This window comes from Atlantibacter sp. (genome assembly GCF_032062175.1).
Classification (GTDB): domain Bacteria; phylum Pseudomonadota; class Gammaproteobacteria; order Enterobacterales; family Enterobacteriaceae; genus Atlantibacter.
The window spans coordinates 119,785-140,047 of the sequence record NZ_DAMBQK010000006.1; the positions used below are offsets into that span (position 1 = coordinate 119,785).

22 protein-coding genes are annotated in these 20,263 nt (G+C 52.7%); 5 read left to right on the top strand and 17 right to left on the bottom strand.

Going from position 1 to position 20,263, the window contains the following annotated elements; genetic code table 11:
• Positions 1-147: 147 nt before the first annotated feature.
• Entirely contained in the window at positions 148-459 is a 312-nt protein-coding gene (locus tag RT120_RS08255; protein ID WP_312981720.1) for a hypothetical protein, read from the bottom strand.
• 301 nt (positions 460-760) lie between these two features.
• Between RT120_RS08255 and RT120_RS08260 the strand changes: the two genes are divergently transcribed.
• Positions 761-1,060 carry a hypothetical protein gene (locus RT120_RS08260; protein ID WP_312981722.1) on the top strand — a complete coding sequence of 100 codons (300 nt, stop codon included), beginning with the start codon at positions 761-763 and terminating at the stop codon, positions 1,058-1,060.
• Positions 1,061-1,072: 12 nt separating this feature from the next.
• Here RT120_RS08260 and RT120_RS08265 read toward each other — a convergent pair whose 3' ends face one another.
• Entirely contained in the window at positions 1,073-1,285 is a 213-nt protein-coding gene (locus tag RT120_RS08265) for a hypothetical protein (RefSeq protein ID WP_312981724.1), read from the bottom strand.
• 409 nt (positions 1,286-1,694) lie between these two features.
• Here RT120_RS08265 and RT120_RS08270 point away from each other — a divergent pair, with 409 nt between their 5' ends.
• The 4 genes from RT120_RS08270 to RT120_RS08285 all read left to right on the top strand — a co-directional run bounded on the left by RT120_RS08270 (position 1,695) and on the right by RT120_RS08285 (position 5,868).
• Positions 1,695-2,924, top strand: a complete 1,230-nt coding sequence (locus RT120_RS08270; RefSeq protein WP_312981725.1) for a PocR ligand-binding domain-containing protein — start codon at positions 1,695-1,697, stop codon at positions 2,922-2,924.
• Positions 2,925-2,941: 17 nt separating this feature from the next.
• Positions 2,942-4,006: an AraC family transcriptional regulator gene (locus RT120_RS08275; RefSeq protein ID WP_312981726.1), complete on the top strand. Its 1,065-nt coding sequence runs from the start codon at positions 2,942-2,944 to the stop codon at positions 4,004-4,006.
• Between the two features lie 119 nt (positions 4,007-4,125).
• Positions 4,126-5,277 (top strand): propanediol utilization system methionine adenosyltransferase GrpR, encoded by a 1,152-nt coding sequence (gene grpR, locus RT120_RS08280; protein ID WP_312981727.1) that lies wholly within the window; start codon positions 4,126-4,128, stop codon positions 5,275-5,277.
• Between the two features lie 45 nt (positions 5,278-5,322).
• Positions 5,323-5,868, top strand: a complete 546-nt coding sequence (locus RT120_RS08285) for a BMC domain-containing protein (RefSeq protein WP_312981729.1) — start codon at positions 5,323-5,325, stop codon at positions 5,866-5,868.
• Positions 5,869-5,980: 112 nt separating this feature from the next.
• Here RT120_RS08285 and grpO read toward each other — a convergent pair whose 3' ends face one another.
• The 15 genes from grpO to RT120_RS08360 form a co-directional block, all read right to left on the bottom strand.
• Complete coding sequence (grpO, locus tag RT120_RS08290; protein ID WP_312981731.1) at positions 5,981-6,886, bottom strand: propanediol utilization system permease GrpO; 906 nt, start codon at positions 6,884-6,886, stop codon at positions 5,981-5,983.
• A gap of 146 nt (positions 6,887-7,032) precedes the next feature.
• Positions 7,033-7,950: a glycyl radical diol dehydratase-activating enzyme GrpN gene (gene grpN, locus RT120_RS08295; protein WP_312981733.1), complete on the bottom strand. Its 918-nt coding sequence runs from the start codon at positions 7,948-7,950 to the stop codon at positions 7,033-7,035.
• Positions 7,951-8,061: 111 nt separating this feature from the next.
• Positions 8,062-10,614, bottom strand: a complete 2,553-nt coding sequence (grpM, locus tag RT120_RS08300; RefSeq protein ID WP_312981734.1) for a glycyl radical diol dehydratase GrpM — start codon at positions 10,612-10,614, stop codon at positions 8,062-8,064.
• Positions 10,615-10,662: 48 nt separating this feature from the next.
• Positions 10,663-11,238: a DJ-1/PfpI family protein gene (locus RT120_RS08305; protein ID WP_312981735.1), complete on the bottom strand. Its 576-nt coding sequence runs from the start codon at positions 11,236-11,238 to the stop codon at positions 10,663-10,665.
• A gap of 10 nt (positions 11,239-11,248) precedes the next feature.
• Positions 11,249-11,548 carry a propanediol utilization system shell hexameric protein GrpK gene (gene grpK, locus RT120_RS08310; RefSeq protein ID WP_122927243.1) on the bottom strand — a complete coding sequence of 100 codons (300 nt, stop codon included), beginning with the start codon at positions 11,546-11,548 and terminating at the stop codon, positions 11,249-11,251.
• 23 nt (positions 11,549-11,571) lie between these two features.
• Positions 11,572-13,092 carry a propanediol utilization system aldehyde dehydrogenase GrpJ gene (gene grpJ, locus RT120_RS08315; RefSeq protein ID WP_312981737.1) on the bottom strand — a complete coding sequence of 507 codons (1,521 nt, stop codon included), beginning with the start codon at positions 13,090-13,092 and terminating at the stop codon, positions 11,572-11,574.
• A 61-nt stretch (positions 13,093-13,153) separates the two neighbouring features.
• The gene (gene grpI / locus RT120_RS08320) at positions 13,154-13,939 is read right to left on the bottom strand and encodes a propanediol utilization microcompartment protein GrpI (RefSeq protein ID WP_312981738.1); all 786 of its coding nucleotides are present in this window, start codon (positions 13,937-13,939) and stop codon (positions 13,154-13,156) included.
• 21 nt (positions 13,940-13,960) lie between these two features.
• Entirely contained in the window at positions 13,961-14,242 is a 282-nt protein-coding gene (gene grpH, locus RT120_RS08325; RefSeq protein WP_002438304.1) for a propanediol utilization system shell hexameric protein GrpH, read from the bottom strand.
• Between the two features lie 286 nt (positions 14,243-14,528).
• Positions 14,529-15,725, bottom strand: coding sequence for a propionate kinase (tdcD, locus tag RT120_RS08330; protein WP_312981739.1), 1,197 nt, complete (start codon positions 15,723-15,725; stop codon positions 14,529-14,531).
• 44 nt (positions 15,726-15,769) lie between these two features.
• Complete coding sequence (locus tag RT120_RS08335; RefSeq protein WP_312981741.1) at positions 15,770-16,267, bottom strand: heme-binding protein; 498 nt, start codon at positions 16,265-16,267, stop codon at positions 15,770-15,772.
• Between the two features lie 24 nt (positions 16,268-16,291).
• Positions 16,292-16,564, bottom strand: coding sequence for a propanediol utilization microcompartment vertex protein GrpE (gene grpE, locus RT120_RS08340; protein ID WP_312981742.1), 273 nt, complete (start codon positions 16,562-16,564; stop codon positions 16,292-16,294).
• Between the two features lie 11 nt (positions 16,565-16,575).
• Positions 16,576-17,292 carry a flavoprotein gene (locus RT120_RS08345; protein ID WP_312981744.1) on the bottom strand — a complete coding sequence of 239 codons (717 nt, stop codon included), beginning with the start codon at positions 17,290-17,292 and terminating at the stop codon, positions 16,576-16,578.
• Between the two features lie 4 nt (positions 17,293-17,296).
• Positions 17,297-18,121, bottom strand: coding sequence for an ethanolamine utilization protein EutJ (gene eutJ / locus RT120_RS08350; RefSeq protein WP_312981750.1), 825 nt, complete (start codon positions 18,119-18,121; stop codon positions 17,297-17,299).
• Positions 18,114-18,806, bottom strand: a complete 693-nt coding sequence (locus RT120_RS08355) for a phosphate propanoyltransferase (RefSeq protein WP_312981754.1) — start codon at positions 18,804-18,806, stop codon at positions 18,114-18,116. Before RT120_RS08355 ends, eutJ begins: the two co-directional genes overlap by 8 nt.
• A gap of 139 nt (positions 18,807-18,945) precedes the next feature.
• Positions 18,946-20,064 carry a 1-propanol dehydrogenase PduQ gene (locus RT120_RS08360; protein ID WP_312981762.1) on the bottom strand — a complete coding sequence of 373 codons (1,119 nt, stop codon included), beginning with the start codon at positions 20,062-20,064 and terminating at the stop codon, positions 18,946-18,948.
• Between the last annotated feature and the right edge of the window lie 199 nt (positions 20,065-20,263).

The following is a 20,263-nucleotide window of genomic DNA, read 5'->3' on the forward strand; positions in this document are numbered from 1 at the left end:
GAACAGGAACCTTATCATTCCCGGCAACGCGCGGCAATTTAAGTGATAATTATTCTCAGTAGCAGATTGAGAAGGAGCCAGTATAAGCTGCCATCGCCAGGCAGCTTATGCGTGTTTTTTGCAGCGCGATAAAGGCCGTTTGCAGCTTTAAACCGGCGAAATTTCCGCAAACCACATCCAGTTCGCGCCCCCTTCTCCCCACTCGGTGCCGGAAATAATCATCAACCCTGTTTCGGGATCTTCAACCACACGCGCCGTTAAGGGGATGTCTTCGCGAGAAATGTGGTGAATCGCTTTGCCTTTATACAAACTGCCTGATTTTCTATTCAGCGATACCGTGTATTTTTCGCCGTAATGTACCAAATCGAATGAAAGGCTCTCTTGCCTGATAACCAGATCGGTAAATTTTCCCTCATCGCTTTTTTCATAAAAAACGGCTTTACCTTCAAATGATTCCATTATTTTCTCCTGATGTAGTGTGTCATTCACGCCATGCGGGAACGCCATACGATCATCGGTCAAATTTCTTGAATCTGTAGGGGTAATATCATCGTTACTGCTGCCTTTATAGGCGCAACGTCTCCAGGATTTGAAGACTGCACTACCCCTTTTTTACACGATTTATTCTTTGGTAGTATTTACTCGAATATTTCCAGATTCAGCGTATTTTATTGGCGTTGGGTAGCGCATTCTTGCCGCCATTATAATCTGTTTTTATTGCGGATTTATCCGTAGCTCTGTGTTGTTTTGGAGAGGTTCCATGTTTCATCCTAAACAAAGCGGCAAACCCGCTTTGATTTCTCGCGTGCTGGGCAAACGCATCGGTATACTGCTGGCCGCTGTCGCACGCCATCCGCTCATGATCGGCGCATTATTTTTGCTTTATATGGTCATCATTACACCTGGAAATAGTGAGCTTATTCTGGCTGCGCTTTCAGCCAGTGAGTTTCCAGAAACAGCCTGTGCCGCATTACTCTTTTCCGCGCTGCTGATGGCTGTCGTTTATGCTGTTATCTGCTTTGCTCGTCAAATTCTGACAGCGTTTCGCAACGACGAGTAACGCGATGAAATCTCAGGGACTTGCATTGATCATCGGCACCGTGGTTTTTATCAACGCCGCCAGCTCACATGCCAGGACATCATCGGGAACGGTTCGTCTTCTGGCGGGGTTGCACGCCGCCAGGGCTTCGCTGCCGCCGTGGAAATTCTGGCCCGGTGGGCCACGTCGCGCCGTATTGCCGCCGCGCAGGCGCACCCGGGTAGTACAAGGAAGTTGAATACACATTAACTGGGCGCGTGAAGCGCCTTTTTTAACGTTATTATCTCAATATTGCGAGCTGTATTCCCATTTACGCCCTGATAAAATATTGCCGTCTTATTCCTGCCTGCTAATATATTGCCTTGCACCTTCTATATGAAATTAATCCTAAACAAAAAATTGCAAGCCTTTATTCTGTTGCGTTAGTGATTCGCTTTATAATAATCCCTAACCTAAACTTTTTTGATTGTTATTAAGATTAATCTAATCGACAAATAATTACCTTTTTTCGTTACATTCAAACAACATCAGAGATACGCCATTAACATGGTTTTTAAAGGCTATTTTTATTGCCGTGACCCATTTCAATATTTTTTTGCGCCAGATCGTTTATTTTTAAATATGCGCTAATGCTTTAAAGATGCAGGCTGAAAGGATGATGAATAAATACAAATTACACGAGTTTTTGGATGTAAAACGCCTTCAGACCCTGCAGGACAACTTCTCTAAATCGATGATGATCGCACTGGTGGTGGTGGATGAAAACGGCGTCCCGGTGACTAAGCCCAGCGGTTTCTCAGACTTCTGCGCGCGTTCGCGCCTCAACCCAACGCTGGCGCACCACTGCTACGAAAGCGACAACGCAGGCGGGCGCGCTGCAATGCATGCCCGTGAACCCGTAGTGTATCGCTGCTACTGCGGCTTTGTAGAATTTGCCGTACCGATCATGATTAACGACCATTATCTTGGCGCGTTTATTTCCGGCCAGGTAAAAGTTGAAGAAGAGAAAGAGCGCAGCATTCCCTATATTCTGAATAACAATGAAGTTTGGGAAGAAAATCCGTGGTTAATTAATTTGCATCAGAACACCCGCCGTATGCCCTATGAGCGTTTTGAGTCCACGGCTTCAACGTTATTACATGTTTCTTCTTATCTGGTTGAGCAGGCGCACGCCAATAATATCCAACGAGAATTACGCAAAAAAGATCTCGAGCTCACCAATGAATTAAGAAAACGTGTAGAAATTGAGCGTTCATTACATGAAGCAGAATTTAAAGCGCTATCGTACCAGATTAACCCGCACTTTTTATTTAACGTATTAAATACCATTGGTCGTTTAGCCTTTCTGGAGGACGCGCAGCGCACCGAAACCATGGTGCATGATTTTTCTGACATGATGCGCTATCTGCTTCGTAAAAATAATCACGGTCTGATTACGCTGCGTAACGAAATGAATTACGTCAACAGCTATATGTCGATTCAGAAAGTGCGCATGAGCGATCGCTTCGATTATTTGTGCGATATCCCCGAAAAATATCTGGACGTGGTCTGCCCGTTCTTGATCCTGCAACCCCTGGTGGAAAACTTCTTTAACTATGTGGTGGAACCACGTGACAGTAGCAGCCATCTGTTAATCCGCGCCACGGACGACGGCCAGGACGTAATTATTGAAGTCACCGACAATGGCGACGGCATTGCACCAGACGCGATCAGCCATATTTTATCGGGCGATCAAAATTTGCAGAAAGGCAGTATTGGCATTAACAACATAAAAAATAGATTGAAGCTGTTATTCGGCGAGAGCTACGGCCTGGAAATCATGAGCCCTAACAAACCCAGGATGGGTACAACCATTAAACTTCGGTTCCCAATGCTGGAAGCCTGATATCAGGAAGAGGACATATGTTTAACATTGTTATCGTTGAAGATGAGCCTATCGAATTAGAATCCCTGCGGCGGATTATTTCCCAGTGCGTGGAAAACGCCGTGATACACGAAGCCTCCACCGGCAAAAAAGCGATTCAGTTGATCGATCAACTGAGCCAAATCGACATGATCTTCGTGGATATCAATATTCCATTGCCGAACGGCAATCAGGTTATTGAATATCTTAAGAAAAACAACACCGATACCAAAGTCATTGTCACCACGGCCAATGATGATTTTGATATCGTGCGCAGCATGTATAATCTCAAAGTGGACGATTACCTGCTGAAGCCAGTGAAAAAAAGCATCCTGACCGACACCATTAAAAGAACGCTGGCGTTTGATGAAGGGGATAACGAAAAATCCCGTGCGCTGAAACAGAAAGTGTTCGCCATGATAGACAACTGCGATTACGCCCAGTGGCACAGCTTTATTTTTGACATCATAAACGGCGCCTGTCCGGTGGATATGATGGAAGAAGATAAGCGCAAAGACGTGACTGACTTTCTGGAAATCGTTAGCCAGTATATGACCGCCAAAGGGGAAAAGTTAACGCCGACTAACCGTAAAGTCGCCGCGCTGATTAAAGATATCAGTCAATATGGCGTCATGCAGAGCCGTTATTTTCGCATCATGATCAGCCTGCTGACCATCAGCGAAGAGCTGTTTGATTACGCCTTTAAGAGCTATACCGGCAATATCGACTTCATTGAACGGGCGAAATTCCATATCGAGAAGAATGTTCTCAGAAACCTGACCCTTGATGACGTGGCGGCAAAATCGTTTGTGAGTTCCTGCTATCTGAGCCGCGCCTTTAAGAAAATAACCGGCATCGGGTTTTCGAATTATATCGCCACGCGCAAAATCACTATCGCCAAATCGCTATTGCAGTTCAGCGACTTAAAAGTGAATACCATTGCGCTGGAACTGGCCTATCAGGATTCCAACTATTTCTGCCGAATCTTCAAAAAAGAAACCGGAATGGCTCCGTCGGACTACCGGAAAATCGTGGCGCCGGGGGATTACGCGGCGATGGCGTGATTTTGCGCTGGCACGGTAATGAAAACAAAATAGTCCAATATACCCGCAAGATAGTTTACGCCCACTTGTCTGGTTGCCCCCTAAGATAGGAATAAACCTTCCAGACAAGTGGCCTCGCTTTGAACGATTACCTGTTTACCTCCGAATCCGTTGCCGAAGGGCATCCCGATAAAATGGCAGATCAAATCTCCGATGCCATTCTGGATGCGATCCTCCTGCAAGACCCGTGGGGCAAGGTGGCCTGCGAATGCCTGGTGAAAACCGGCGTCGCCATTGTCGCTGGAGAAATTTCTACCCATGCCGCCGTGGATATTGAGCAGATTGTGCGTAGCACCATTAAAGAGATTGGCTATGACCATTCCCGGCTCGGCTTTGATGGCAACACCTGCGGCGTATTGAATATTCTCGGCAAGCAATCCGCCAATATTGCCGACGGCATTCGCGGCCATTCGCAGGAAGAGTTGGGCGCAGGCGATCAGGGTATTACTTTCGGCTATGCCTGCGACGAAACGCCGGAGCTGATGCCCGCCACGCTGGTTTACGCCCATCGACTGATGGCGCGCCAGGCGCAACTGCGCAAATCTCAACGGCTGCCGTTTTTACTCCCTGATGCCAAAAGCCAGGTCACCCTGCGCTATCAGGATAACCGTGTTCATTCGGTGGATACCGTTGTGGTCTCTACCCAGCACAGCCCTGACATCTCTCTGAAAGTATTACGTGAAGCGGTCATTGAAGAGATCGTCAAACCGGTGATGCCGTCGCGCTGGCTCACGCCGCAAACCCGCTTTCTGGTGAATCCGGCGGGTAGCTTTGTGATTGGCGGGCCAGTGGGCGACTGTGGGCTAACCGGCCGCAAAATTATCGTCGATACCTATGGCGGCGCGGCATGCCACGGCGGCGGCGCGTTTTCCGGTAAAGACCCCTCAAAGGTTGACCGGTCCGCCGCCTATGCCGCTCGCTATGTGGCGAAAAACATCGTCGCCGCCGGGCTTGCCTCACGCTGTGAAGTTCAGTTGGGATGGGCCATCGGCCTTCCCCGCCCTGTTTCCGTCAGGATCAACACCTTTGGCACGCAAACCGTGCCCACTGAGGCGTTGCAGCAAGGCGTAAACCGCCATTTCGACCTTAGCGTGTTCGGCATTATTACCCTGCTCGACCTGCTGGTCCCCCGCTATCGTCAAACGGCCTGCTATGGCCACTTTGGTCGCGACAGCTTTCCGTGGGAAGCCACGGACAAAGCGGCGCTATTACGCGAAGACGTTGGGCGTTAAGCCGACGACGCGCAGCATATTAGAATTTATCTACAGGAGAAGTGTATGTCCGGGCAAAGTTTAGGCTTAATCGAAACCGTCGGAATGGCTGCGGCGGTGGAAGCCGCCGATGCCGCCATGAAATCCGCCAACGTCAGTCTGGTGGGTTATGAATTAACCAAAGGCGGTGGCATGGTGACCGTGAAACTGGAAGGCGAAGTGGGCGCGGTTAACGCGGCGGTAGCGGCGGCCATTAGTGCAGCGAGCCGTGTTGGTCGTGTGTACGCACATAAAGTGATCGCCCGTACCGCACAGCATATTGAGCATATCATTCACTCCAGCGAGACGGTTGGCATCGCGCAACCTGAATCTGAAGCGCCAACTGCGTCCCCGGAGCCACAGTCTGAAGAAGCGCCTTCACAGACCATTCCGGTGGTGAACCTTGACACGTCAACCCACGCATCCTGTATGGATGTCGTCGATGACGCCCCCCAGTCCACAGAGCATGAACAACAACCTAATCCCAGTGCGGAAAACATTGAACCGGCAAAACCTGACGCGCCGCAGGAAGTAACAAAGAAAAGCCCCCGTCCCGGTGGCAAGAAAAGATAACTAAACCGCTACGACACCGCCGCGATAAATCCAATTTATCGCGGCTTTTTTTATGTCTGAAATATAACAAAAAGCCAGCAGGCATAACCTGCTGGCTTATTACAACGAGGGATTAAAACAGTGGAACCAGGGTAAATAACCCAATAGTCGCCAACACGTTGATCGCTGTCGTCATTATCGCAATGGCCATTGCCGGCGGGTCAATATGGGTGTCGCCGTGGATCAGGAAAATACGCGACATTAGTTCACCCAACAGGGCGCAAATAATACCGACGATGGCAGCCCAGATCAGGCTCCCCGACAGTACCGCCACCAGCGCAGCAGGCAGCGCGATATGGTGTGACACCGGCACTTGGGTATTGAAATGTAAGAAAATCAACGAGAACGCAGAGATACCGAACGCCAGCAACGCACCGTTGCCGCCGAATTTAAGCCCTAAAAACCCAGCCATCAGGCCAATGCCCAGGCCCAGCACGGAAAGCTGCGGAATACGGCTATGGTAAGGCATCCAGCACTTATCCTGCGGCGGATAGCAGTGGCGGATCCCCTGTTCCGGCTTGCCAAACAGGCCGGTTTTACCAAAAACCAGACGGGTGATTACCCCAGAAATCACGACGGTCAGCGCCACGGTATCGGTCCAGGCATTACCGGACGGAAACGCCGGGATCTGATTCAGCCCCCAGGCGATGATGTAACCGCCCGCACCGAAAATGCCGCCTATCAACAATACGTCATAGGCTGCCAGCCCACTCAATCCGGCGGTGATATCACGTCCGGAGCCTAACTTCCCTTTCTTCGCTGCATACGCCGTCGCCGCAACGCCCGCAGCAAAGCCGCCGGTATGCGGACCAAACAGCCCGAACGGAAAGGTAATAAAGTCTGATGGCGCGCCGGTAATAATTTGCACCACCGCCATGGCGATCACCAGAAGTCCTACGAATTCAAACGCCGCCAGCGCGCCGATAGCTGCGCCAAATATGCCGCCGCCGAAGGCAACTAAAATATCTAAGCTATTCATCTAGCTTACCTCTGTAATTGGATTAAATTAAATGACAAGAGAAAAACGCAGACTGGCTCCAGGTATTTTTATAATTAAAATAATATTCGTGCGTAAAAAACAAAAGAGCGCAGCAGTGTATTGCCGCGCTCTTATTGATACATTTATTAACCACCGATATGGCAGTTAAAGCCTAATGACTCAACCGTTGCTTTTAAGGTGGTCATTTTAGCTTCTTCAATACTTTTTGCATTGCCCATCGGATACTGACGGCCCAGCAAATTATATTTATTTTCACCAAAGCTGTGATATGGCAATAAATGAATGGTATCGACATTTTGCATTAGTCGGGCAAACTCAGCGATATTATGAATTTCTTGCGGATTGTCATTCACGCCGGGGATCACCGGAATACGCACCACCACTTTGGTTAAAAAAGAGATGCGCAGCAGGTTCTCTAAAATCACGCTGTTATTCACACCGGTGTTGCGCTCATGGATCTCCGGATCGATGGCTTTGATATCGGTTAGCGCCAGGTCGACATAGGGAAACACCTCATCAATCACCGCTTTGGTGGTAAACCCGGTAGTTTCGATGGCGGTGTGCCAGCCTTTGGCTTTACAGGCTTTAAGCAACTCGCGCGCGAATTCCGGCTGCGCCAGCGGTTCGCCGCCAGACAGGGTAATCCCGCCGCCTGAGCGACGGTATAAATTCTCTTCTTTTTCCAGCTCACGCATCACCGCTGTTACGGACATACGTTTGCCTTTCATTTCCAGTGCGCGGGTCGGACAGACTTCAGTACATTTGCCGCACTGAATACAGCGGTCGCGGTCGATAAACCAGGCATTGGTGGTGGAAAGCGCCTGTTGCGGGCAAACATCAATACATTTTCCACAGCGGATACAATCATTCTTTTTAAATAATAACTCTGGCTGTGGACGTTGTGATTCAGGATTACTACACCATTTGCAGGATAGCGGGCACCCCTTAAAAAAAGGAATAGTGCGAATGCCTGGGCCATCGTGCAAAGAATAGCGTTGAATATTAAATATGACGCCTTCGGTTTCGTACTCAACTTTATTCATAACATCACTCTATATTTGCCAGATGAATTACCCTTTCAGGTAAAAATAAAAACCAGACGTTGTGAAGCGGATAATAACGGGCTATGTATTGCTACATAGCCCGCTGATTATTTACGACAGTTGCTGTTCGGTACGGCTGATGATGTCGTCCTGAACTTCTTTCGCCAGAACCACCCACTGGGCACTATAGCCCGCCACGCGTACTACCAGATCCTGATGCTGCTCAGGGTTTTTCTGCGCTTCGATCAGGGTGTTGCGGTCGATAACGTTAAACTGGACGTGCATCCCTTTCTTATCAAAGTAGTTACGCACCAGGCCGCTAAAGTTACGCAGACCGTTCTCGCCAGCCAGTGAAGACGGCAAGAATTTCTGGTTGTAGAGCGTACCGTTAGACGCGATAAAGTGGTCCAGCTTGGCAACCGAGTTGGCTGCGGCGGTTGGCCCAAGGGTATCTTTACCCTGACGCGGAGACACGCCATCTGCCAGCGGCTCTTTCGCCAGACGGCCATCCGGCAGTGCGGCAACGTCTTTACCAAACAGCACGTTAGCAGACACCGGATAAATACCGGCCTGGAACTGACCGCCGCGCGGGTTGGTGTATTTCTCGACTTCCTGGCAGTAGATCAGCGCACATTTACGTGCAACTAAATCCACGTCGTCGATGTCGTTACCGAAGCACGGCGTATTTTCCAGGATACGGCGGATCTCTTCGTGACGGGACATAGTGCCCGATTGCACCGGTGCCGCGTTGCCGGAAGTCAGCTGACGATACACTTCGTTTTTAATCGCCGCCGGGTCCAGCGCACCGTGCTGCTCGATAATGCGTTTTACCACATCGTAAATATCCTGCTCGTTGAGCGAGGATTTTGCCGCCGGGGTATGCGGATTCGCGCCGACCGGGTAACCAAAGTTGGCATCCAGCGCACTTTTCAGCTCGCTCAGAGACAGTTTACGGTCTTCGAACACCTGTTTCTGAATCGCGTAGACGGAGTCGCCGGTATCAGCCACGCCAAACGCCTGCGGGCCCGTAAAGTTGTAAATCGCGCCGCCTTCCTGAAGGGATTTACCGCGACCGATGCAGTCGTCGACCAGTGCAGACAGGAACGGCAGCGGGCAGCGTTCGCCGTGGGCGATATCCACGCTGTTACAGGCTTCAACCAGCTGATGAACAAAGTGCGCCATCTGTTTCTGGAACGCGGTGTAGAAATTATCCATGCTGGTGTACTGGGTCAATTCACCCGTTACCGGGCCCAGCTGTTTGTTGCCGACGCGACCATTGTTCAGGGTAATTTCCAGCACTTTAGCGACGTTAAAGAACGCGGCGTCATGCCAGCCTTCGGTACGGTGCGGCGCTTGCGGCTCTACGCAACCGATAATGCAATAATCACGCGCGTCACGCAGCGAAACGCCACGGTTTTGCAGTGCCGGGATAATCACTTCATCGTTGTACATCGCCGGAACGCCCAGGCCCATACGCACCAGTTCGCAAGCGCGATACAGGAATGCATCTGGAGTTCCCTGCCATACGCGGATGGAGAAGGACGGCTGCGGCAGACGCACGTGCGCCGTTGCTTCCATGCACATGTAGCTCAGGTCGTTGGTGGCGTCGCGTCCATCTTCAGTTTGTCCGCCGCAGCACAGGTTCTGGAATACCGCATAACCGGCAAACGCCTGGGCAGAGACTTCGTCACGGGTTTTGTTGATGTCGTTAAGCTTGATCCAGCAGCAATCCACCAGCTCCTGCGCGAATTCGCGAGAGATAGATTTGTCTGCCTCCAGGTACGGATACATGTACTGGTCGAAACGGCCCGGAGAGATAGAGTGGCCGCTGGATTCAATTTGCAGCATGCTCTGGATGAACCAGAAGGTCTGGCACGCTTCCCAGAATGTGGTCGCACCGTATTCCGGTACGCGAGTACAGTTCTGGGCGATTTGCTCCAGTTCGCGTTTACGGGTTGGGTTGCTCTCCTGCTGCGCCAGACGGGACGCTTCTTCAGCGTAACGATGGGCAAAACGGATCGCCGCGTTATAGCTGATCAGCACTGAGTGATAGAACTGCTCTTTTTTGATATAGCCTGGCTCAGTGCGATCTAACGCTTCCAGCGCGCGGGTGACTTCGTTAATGATGCCGCGGAAACCGATTTTCAGCACCTTGCCGTAGTCGACGCTAACGTGGCCGACGCCGCCATAGAAGTAGTTGCCAACGGTGAAGACGCCGCTCGCCATACTCTCTTTGGTGCCTTCAGACATATAAGACGCCGCCAGAGAACTGGTGGTTTTGCCCGGCCAGTATTTGAATGCTTCGTGCAGATCCTGAGCGGTCTTTTTCGGGATGATAAACGGGTCGGCGACACGGTGCTCCATGGTCTCAAACTCTTTTTCCACCCAGTCATAAGAGAATTCAGGGCAGATTTCGGTCGAGCGAGGATTAATAGTCACTGCGCCAACAATTAATTCGTCCGGGCGAATTGTCACCGGTAATTCATTGAAGATTTTTTCAACCACTTTTGCGCGGCGCATAATCGCCGGCAGTTGCTCTGTTTCTTTATATGCTTCGGTTGCCAGTACTGCGCGCTCTGATTCCACATACGGCTTCGCCGTCAGGATCATATTTTTCAGTCTTACAACACGGTCAGTCGGATTAGAAAAGCCTTTCTCTAACATATAAAACTCCCGAATATATTTTGTTAACCTTGCGGCGATGCCGGGGTATTAATGAATAATGCTGGTGCCCATTTGAGTAATAAAGTGACGTAATATTGCCGGATGCCCCATCCAGGTGGTCGCAGTGATTAAATTGCCATCCACGACGGCTTCATCATCTGCGGCAGTGACCCACAGGCCGCCCGCCATTTCCACTTCCGGTTTTACCGTAAAATACCCCGTCAGTTTTCTGCCTTTTAATACCCCCGCAGCGGCCAGAATTTGTGGACCATGACAAATTGCAGCAACGGGTAATGCAAAGTTCATCGCGTAATGCACAATATTCAGTACCGATTTATTTAATCGCAGATATTCCGATGAACGCCCGCCTGAAATATAAATGCCGCAATATTCCTGTAACCTTATTTCATCAAATGATGCGGTTAATCTAAAAAGGTGTCCGGATTTTTCGGTGTAAGTCTGATCACCTTCAAAATCATGAATCGCGGTTTTAATAAACTCGCCGGTTCGTTTTCCCGGACATACTACATCCACTCTGAAACCTAACATGCTTAATGCCTGCCATGGCACCATGACTTCATAGTCTTCAGAGAAATCGCCTGCGATAAGTAATACCTTCTTCATAAGCGAACTCTCAAAACTGGTTGTCGTCTTCCTCAATTATTCGCATGGCTTCATGCACCGCCGCGACTTCGCCGAAAATGGCCAGGGTGGTGATGTGCTGAGGGCAACTGCCAAAGATTTCCGATACCACCACATTGGCGCTTTTGCTGGCCACGTCGGCATAAAAATAGAGATCCGGGACCGGCAGCATTAACAAACCAATGGCGTCGATGCGAATCAAATCCAGACGCGAACGAAACTCCCCTGGCATACGCCGTTTCAACATGGCAAGAATATCCGGGGTCGGCGCGTTTATGATTCGTTTTTTCATCTTTGAGTTACCCTTCGCGATGGTTAGCGAATATTCAGCGCTTCAACCATTACGCAGCGACGATGGCGTGCAAACGCGCGCGCTGACGTAAGCCCTTCACCGGTCGGCCCGGCAATCGTAAAGGTGGCATGCCCTTCACCACCCACCCCAAGTCCCGCATAGGAGGGACCGTTTTTTACAAAGATGGTGGTCTGGATCAGGCGCGCCATTTTGGTCAGCTTCTCGACGTTGGTGGAGTGCATAATCGCGGTATGGCGATTGCCGTGCTCCACTTTCACCGCCAGTTCGATGGCTTCATCAACGTTGTCGACGCGCACCACTGGCAGGACCGGCATCATCAGTTCATGCACCACGAACGGATGAGTTTTCTCGGTCTCGATTAAGATGACTTTAATATCGTCGCCAACCGTAATCCCCAACTGTTGCAGGATATAGCGCGCATCTTTGCCGACAAACGCGGTGTTCGGCCCGGTGCCTTTTTCGTTCAGCACCAACGTCTGCAACTGCTGAATCAGCTTCTTGTCGCACAGCAGGTAGGCACCACTTTTCTTCATGCAGTGGATCAGATAGTCCGCGACCTGGTTCACCACGATCACTTCTTTTTCCGCCACGCACGGCAGGTTATTGTCGAAGCTGCAGCCTTTAATAATGTCGCGGGCCGCTTTTTCGATATCCGCTGTTTCATCCACCACCGCTGGCGGGTTGCCTGCGCCTGCGCCAATCGCTTTCTTACCGGATGACATCACGGTTTTCACGATAGCCGGCCCGCCGGTCGCCACCAGCATGTTGATGCGCGGGTCGTTGATCAGGGCATTGGTGTTATCGATGGACGGTTTAGTCACCGTCACCACCATGTTCGCTGGCGCGCCCAACTGAGCCAGTTTGTTATTAATCAGCTCGACCGTGTAAAGAGAGACTTTGCGCGAACGCGGATGTGGGCTAAACACCACGGTGTTGCCTGCCGCCAGCATGCCGATGCTGTTGTTAATGATGGTTTCGGTTGGGTTGGTGGTGGGTGTAATCGACCCAATCACCCCGAACGCGGAGTACTCGATCAGCGTTAACCCCCCGTCTCCGGTAATCGCGCTGGTGGCCAGATCTTCAAGACCTGGCGTTTTCAGCGCTGCGACGCGGTTTTTGATCAGTTTGTCTTCGTAATTCCCCATGCCGGTCTCTTCCACCGCCATACGGGAAATGGCGCACAGCACATCTTCCTGCAGGAAAACGTCGCGGATGCCATTGATAAACGAGGCGCGGTCCTGCATAGAACAGTGGCGATACTGCACCTGCGCCAGGACAGCGGCGGAAATCGCCTCATCCATGGTCTCGAATGCGCCGGTTCCGGCGTTCGCGACCTGGGACGATGCACAGGCGGCGCGCCCGGAGGACTGCTGCGCCAGCGCCTTAGCGACGATTTCATCCAGGCCTTCGACCCGCGCCGCTTCTGACGTGGCGGGAGCCGCTGCCGGAGCCGCATCCGGTGTTGCTTTGGTGAATTTGCTCAGAATGGTCGAGACAGCCTGAGCGATTTCAATATCATTCATCTTTAAATTCCTTACTACTCTTCCTGATACCGACCGCGTCGCGCGCGTCGTCACCCGATGCTTAGATATACGGCGTCGTGGTGGATTTAATTTCCGCCGGATCTAACGTGGAGAGCAGTTGCAGGCCCACTTCACGCGCGGCAATCACCGCCTGGCGTACCGCACCGGAATCACCGGAAAAGGTAAAGATCACTTCGTTACTGAAACTGGTGCCTTTCGACGGGCTGGCATAGCCAACCGGGTCAATCACGGCGGATTTTGCCGCTGCGTCGGCAATCACCAGACCAATCGCCGCAGGCGACGCGCAGGTCATCCCGAAGGATTTGCCAACCGGCGCACCCAGCGCTTTGTTCAGCGCGTAGCTGGCGCGTGCGGTGTACTGGAATTCGAGGTGACCGGCCGGTGAGCCGTATACGTCGCCCATAGTGCGTTCAATTTCAGACAGCGCGACTTCAACCGCACGTCTGACGTCAGACACATCAGACGCGCCAAAAATAATTAAGCAACCGTGTCCGCCACCGCCTTCAGTATCGCGGGCCAGCTCAATTGAAATAATTTCGCTGTTGGTTGCTTTGATTGCTTCATCAGCCGCAAAAATTTGCGGGCCTGCGCCGGTGCGCGCGCCCAGAATACCGATAGAGCGATATTTCTTGTCGATATTCATGACTTCATGCAATTGATTATCGACATTGGCAATCACCAGGCCGATAGTATGACCCAACGCAGTGCCGACAAATTCCGTAATACCACAACCAGCAAAATTCGCGGCGGTTTTGGCTTTCGGTTGTGCGCCGGTTTGTTTATTCATTACGTCAGATATAATCTGCTCAACAAGATTATCTCTCATGATCAGTATCCTTTATTGTTATTAACCGACGGCCTTTGGCAGAATTTTTTCCACCTCAATATGCGGGCGCGGAATAACGTGTACGGAGACCAGCTCGCCCACTTTACCCGCAGCGGCAGAACCCGCGTCAGTCGCGGCTTTTACTGCGCCCACGTCGCCGCGAACCATTACAGTCACCAGGCCGGAACCGATTTTTTCATAACCCACCAGGGTCACGTTGGCGGATTTCACCATGGTGTCTGCGGCTTCAATTGCAGAAACCAGGCCTTTCGTTTCAACCATTCCTAATGCTTCTTGTTGCATAACAACCTCGATATTTCCGATAGAAAGAAAACGTGCACAGAGGAATAGCAATCCACGGATTTACCCATGTGCGTTAATTATTGACTCATCATGATGCTAAGGTTATTCAGACAAAATGTTTTGCGCGTCAGCGGGACTATCTTGTTTTTGCATTCCCGCAATCGACAATAAAATCCACCTGAGATCGGCAATAAAAGACCCGCGTTTGGATTACCTTGCGCAAAATAATCCCGAACTGAATAACAATAATAATTACTGTTAAAGCGATCGCATTTTTACCCATTCATTACGCCGTGCGGGCAATTTCTGCGGCATCCATCGCAATCATTTTTTCTTCATTGGTGGGGATGACCGCAACCTTTGTGGTGCCTGCTTGAGAAATGAGTCCGCTACGCCCACCGAACAGCTGCGGGTTACGCTCTTCGTCCAGCGCTAACCCCAATGCCTGAAGACGTTGCACCGTGAGTTCGCGAATTAGCGCCGAATTTTCGCCAATGCCGCCGGTGAAAATCAGCGCGTCGAAGCGTTTGAGGGAAGTGACATGGCCGCCGATATGCCGGGCGAGGCGATGCACCATCACATCAATGGCTAGCGTTGCCCGCTCGTGGCCTTCATCCCGCGCCTGCTGGAGGGAGCGGCAATCGCTGGATAAACCTGAGATCCCCATTAAGCCGGACTGGTTATTAACCATTTTGTACAGTCCGTCGAGGGTTTGCCCGGTGCATTTCGCCAGGTAGGCAGCGGCACCAAAGTCGAGATCGCCGCAGCGTGTGCCCATCACCAGCCCTTCCAGCGGCGTCATGCCCATCGACGTGTCAACGCTCGCGCCGTTTTGCACCGCGCACAGTGAAGAACCGTTTCCCAGGTGGGCAATCACGATGCCGTGATCCGCCGGGTCGAGATCCAGCACGTCCAACGCCTCGGCGGCGATATAGCGGTGAGACGTCCCGTGGAAACCGTAACGACGAACCTGGTACTCCTGTTGATATTCGAGCGGGATCGCATAGGTGTAAGCCGCCGGGGATAGCGTCTGGTGGAACGCGGTATCGAACACCGCAATCTGCGGCAGCGCAGGCAACAGAGCCCGGGCCGCTTCAATGCCGATGAGATTGGCAGGGTTATGCAGCGGGGCCAGCACCGACAGTGCGCGGATTTTTTCCATGACGTCATCAGTGACCAGCACCGAATGTTTGAAATCGCTGCCGCCGTGCGCCACGCGATGCCCGATAGCGCTGATGGTTTCCAGCAGTTGTTGCTCGCCGAGCTTCGCGAATAACACTTTGAGCGCATGCTGATGGCTGGCGTCGTCCAGCGCAACGGTGGATTTATTGCCGTCGCGGTCTTTAAACGTCATGACGGCGTTATCAATGCCCAGCCGTTCCGCCAGCCCCGACAGCAACGGCTGGTCGGCATCCTGAGGAATGACCGAAAACTTCATTGATGAGGAACCACAGTTAATGACTAATACACAAGCTAAGGACATGATGACCCCTGAAATGGACTGCGATGAAAAATTAACGTGTTGTTTTAACGTGTTGTTGCGAGGGGATAACGCAGCGCGCTAAAGCGCGCCAGCGCCTGGCGGGCGATGAGCATATCTTCCTCAACGCTGCCGCCGCTGATGCCTATGCCGCCGAGCAAACGCCCGCCCGACCAGCAGGGAAACCCACCGCCGAAGCAGCAGATATCTTTTTCTTTCTCAAGGCCGTATAAATCGCCGCCGGGCTGCACCAGCGCCGCCAGTTCATGGGTCGCCATTTTTAGCGCCACCGCGGTCCAGGCCTTTTGCGGTGCCAGGGTATGGCTGACCAGCAGTGCGTTATCCATGCTGAAGAAAAACCGCTGCTGGCCACAGGCATCCACCAGGCTAAAGACAATGGGCACATCGCAGGCCTGAGCCACTTCCCGAGCCAGCTTCGCCAGCAGCTCGCTGTCATCCAGGCTTAGCGACATCCGCCGCTCCGGCAACTGCGTGGCGATAGCCTCGTTGATCCAGCCGTCGAGTGAAGCTTCATTCGCAGACATAAATATTCCTCAGCGCTCGGGCCGCTATTTGCCGTTAAGTTCGAGCGAATCGACGATGCCCACCACGGCGGCATCAATCACCGAGTGCTCTTTGCTGTTGCTCATGCGCGCCGAACTGCCGGTGGTGACGATAACAATCTCGCCATTGCCCGCACCGACGGTATCGACCGCCACCTGGGCATGGCCGGTCGGCTGATAGTTTTCATCCAGCCGCGCCACCATCAGCAGTTTCGAGCCATTCAGCGAGGCGTGTTTGGTGGTGGAAACCAGTGCGCCAGTGACTTTCGCGAGATACATATTTCCTCCGGCTATCCGTGGATAACGGTGAGATTGCGCCGCTTGATTTCATCTCTGGCGGCAGGCGTGATCAGGGTGTTGCTCTCTACGCGCAGCCCTTCGCCAGGCGCAAGCAGGCGAACATCGCGCAAAGTGATTAAGCGTTTTTTACCGGCACTCGGCAGGCTGGCGGAGTGCGGTGGCTGGCCAGGCAACCCAAGGCTGGCGTGGGCCATTTTTTTACCGGAGATCGTCACGCCATAGCTTTCCAGCGTCTGCGCATACCCTTCCAGCCGGGCCAGTAGCGGCAGCGGCAACGCGCTGTCGATGCATTGCGGGTGCAAGGTGGCGATCACCTGTTTGCGATGATGCAACGCCTGAAATACCGCTTCGCAGGCCAGGTTATCGCGGATCCCCAGCGCAATTTTGCTCATACTGTTAACCGAGAGCGCAGGCAAATAGAGCGCCTCATAGAGGGACGGCGACATATCGAACCCGGCGTGGGAGCCACACTGGCGCAGCGCATCCATACAGGCGGATTTGAGCGCTGACTGGCTGGCGCTATGGGAAAAACTCACCCACAGCTGATAGCCCGCCTGCTCAAGCGCCGCGAGGCAGTTCAGCGTTTCCGGCAGCGAAGAGATATCGTCGCCCGTTACCACCACGCAGACACTTTTATGCGCGGCGGATTGCGCCAGTAATTCTGCAATCACGCGGTCAAGCAGTTGCGATAAAGTCTGGCTGTCCATCTGGTTATCCCTTCCCTGCATTCATGGCGATGCCTAACGGCGTCACTAACAGCGGCTCCACCGAAGGAACCACGTTTTTGCCGGTTTCTTTGCTGAACGCGGCGGCAAACTGGCTAAAGCTGCTCGCGCCGCCTACCAGGTAGATATTTTTTACCCGCTGCGTGGCGAGCCACCCCGACACCAGACTGGCCATCTTTTGGGCCACGGGCAGCACCAGGGCAAAGACCTGCGCTTCCTGCTCAGGGTTCTTTTTCATCTCTTCTGCTTCGCCATAGGGCAAACCCAGCGCGCCAGCAATCACCAGCGTCATATGGCTGCCGCCGGTGGGTTCATCGGCGCTGAAGGTCACTTTGCCGCTTTTCAAAATGCTCATGCCGGTCGTACCGCCCCCTACGTCCACCACCGCGCCGTTTTTAATATTCAGCGCGCTGGCGGCAGCGACCGGTTCATCGAGCACGTTGGTCACGGTAAAACCCGCCGACTCCACCACGTTGACGATCACTTTAGTATTGCCTTCGGAGATCCCCGGCGGGATGGCGGTGGCCGCGCGTTCCAGGGTGCGGCCCAGTTTCTCTTCAAGAATATGCTTAAGACGCGTTACAACCCGGCTGGCGGTCAGGTAATCCACCACCACGCCGTCTTTCACTACGCTGGAGGGATACGTGACCCCCGCTACCGGCTGGTTATCTTCATCTACCACCACAATTGCGATATTGGCGGTGCCGAGATCCACACCCACTTTCAACGCACCGGTGCAGGGCCGGCATTCTCCGCTGTCAATCAGCGCAGCCAGTTCGTGCAAACGGCGGTTTTCGGGGGTGTCAGCCATGACGCGCGTCCTGTTTGATGCCGCGTACGGTGTCGCCGTTGCGCAGGCCGAAACCGTTGGCCTCTTCCACATCGATATGCAGTTCCAGCACCGCATCCGCCGTGACGCGCACCACCACGTGACTGAGCACGCCGCCGCGCGGGCCATTGGTTTGCACATCAATTTCCATCCCGTCGCGCAGGCCGTGCAGTTCAGCTTCCTCGGGCGAAATATGGATATGACGCCAGGCGACGATCGTGCCGTTGTGTTTCACTACCCGTCCTTTCGGGCCGATGATTTCAATGCCCGGCGAATCCAGCAGATCCCCCGACATACGTACCGGCGCTTTGGCACCCAGTGCGAAACCATCGGCGACGGAAATTTCCACCTGCGTGGTACTGCGCAGCGGCCCCAACACGCGTACTTTGCTGAGTTCGCCTTTCGGCCCGCGCAGCGTCACCATTTCTTCCGCTGCATACTGACCAGGCTGTTTAACCGCTTTAAAGCGGGTCAGCGTGGAGCCGTAGCCGAACAGGATGTCCATATCTTCACGGCACAGATGTACATGGCGGTTGGACACGCCCACCGGGATATCCAGCGCGACGGGCGCGGCGGCAAGCGCTGAGACTGCCGGGCTTTTCCTGGCGGCGAGTTCCTGTAGGATTTGTTGGGTGATCCATTCAGCTTGTTGTTCGGTGTAATTCATAACGGGAACGACCTGGTTATTGGGTTATTTCATGGGTACGGGGCGTCTGTTGATCAGAATAAGGAGTAATGACGCCCGGTTTTTGTTTATCAGCAGGACTTTTTTGACCGCTTCTTACAGGCCGGACAAACTTGTCCTGTTAGCCCGCGATCTGATCGATAAGCGCCTCAACGTCCTGCGCCGTTGCCCGGCGCGGATTCGATGCGGTGCAGCCGTCGGCCAACGCCGAGTTCACCAGCGCGGTACGCAACGCGGTAATTTTCGCCCGGTCAGTGCCCAGTTCGCTGAGCGTAGCGGGGATGCCAAAATAGCGGTTGATCTGGCGGATCGCCTGGGTCATTAACGCAATGGCCTGCTCCGGTATTGCATGGTCAATGCCCATAATCTGCGCGCAGCGGTGATAGCGGTCGCGGGTTTCCGCGCTCGCCTGTTTGCTGTTGAAGTCGATAACCATCGGCAGCAGCATGGCGTTGATTTTGCCGTGCGGAATATGCAGCATCCCGCCGATAGCGTGGGCCATGCCGTGAACCAACCCCAGCCCGGCGGAGTTAAACGCCATGCCCGCCATACAGGAGGCGTTATGCATATGGGTGCGCGCCGCAATGTCTTTTTCGTCGTTAAACACCTGCGGCAGATAGCGCCAGGTCAGCGCAATGGCTTTTTCCGCCAGCGCGTCGCTGAAGTCGTTGGCGCCGGTGGAGACAAAGGCTTCAATGGCATGGGTCAGCACGTCCAGTCCGGTATCTACCGCCACATGGCGCGGCACGGTTAACACCAGATTAGGATCGAGAATGGCGATATCCGGCACCAGGTGTTCGGAGATCAGCGGGTATTTGCGGCCATTTTGCGGATCGGAAATGATCGCATAGGCGGTCACTTCCGATCCGGATCCGCTGGTGGTGGGAATGGCGATCAAATCAATGGGATGATCGGCAAAATACTCCTCCAGCGTGACCTTAATCCCCTTCGCCGCGTCCAGCGACGAGCCGCCGCCGAGAGCGATAATCACATCGGGTTTAAACGCTTTAAAGCGCGCCGCGCCGGCGGTCAAAATATCGATATCCGGGTCGGGTTTGACCTCGCCGAAAATACACACTGATGCCTGAGGCATGTGGTTGATCAAATAACGGGTTTTACCCGATGACACCATAAAATCATCGGTCACGATGCCGACGCGTTTATCATTAAACTGGCTCAGAGAGGTCATTGCCTCTTCGCCAAAATAAACTTCAGGACAGGAAAAATAATAGCGGGCCATGTGCAACTACCTTAATACGGGTATAAACGACCAAATACGATGTCGTTAACCTAACATGGCGCGATTTTGAAGAGACTGAGGATGTTTGTGCAGGTGAAGGATTATTTTGCGGTATTGTTTCGCCTTGGGCAAAAAAGTCCTTTTCTAAATAAATACCTAAAATCTGATACGCTAAAACGCGATATTTATCGCCAGAGTA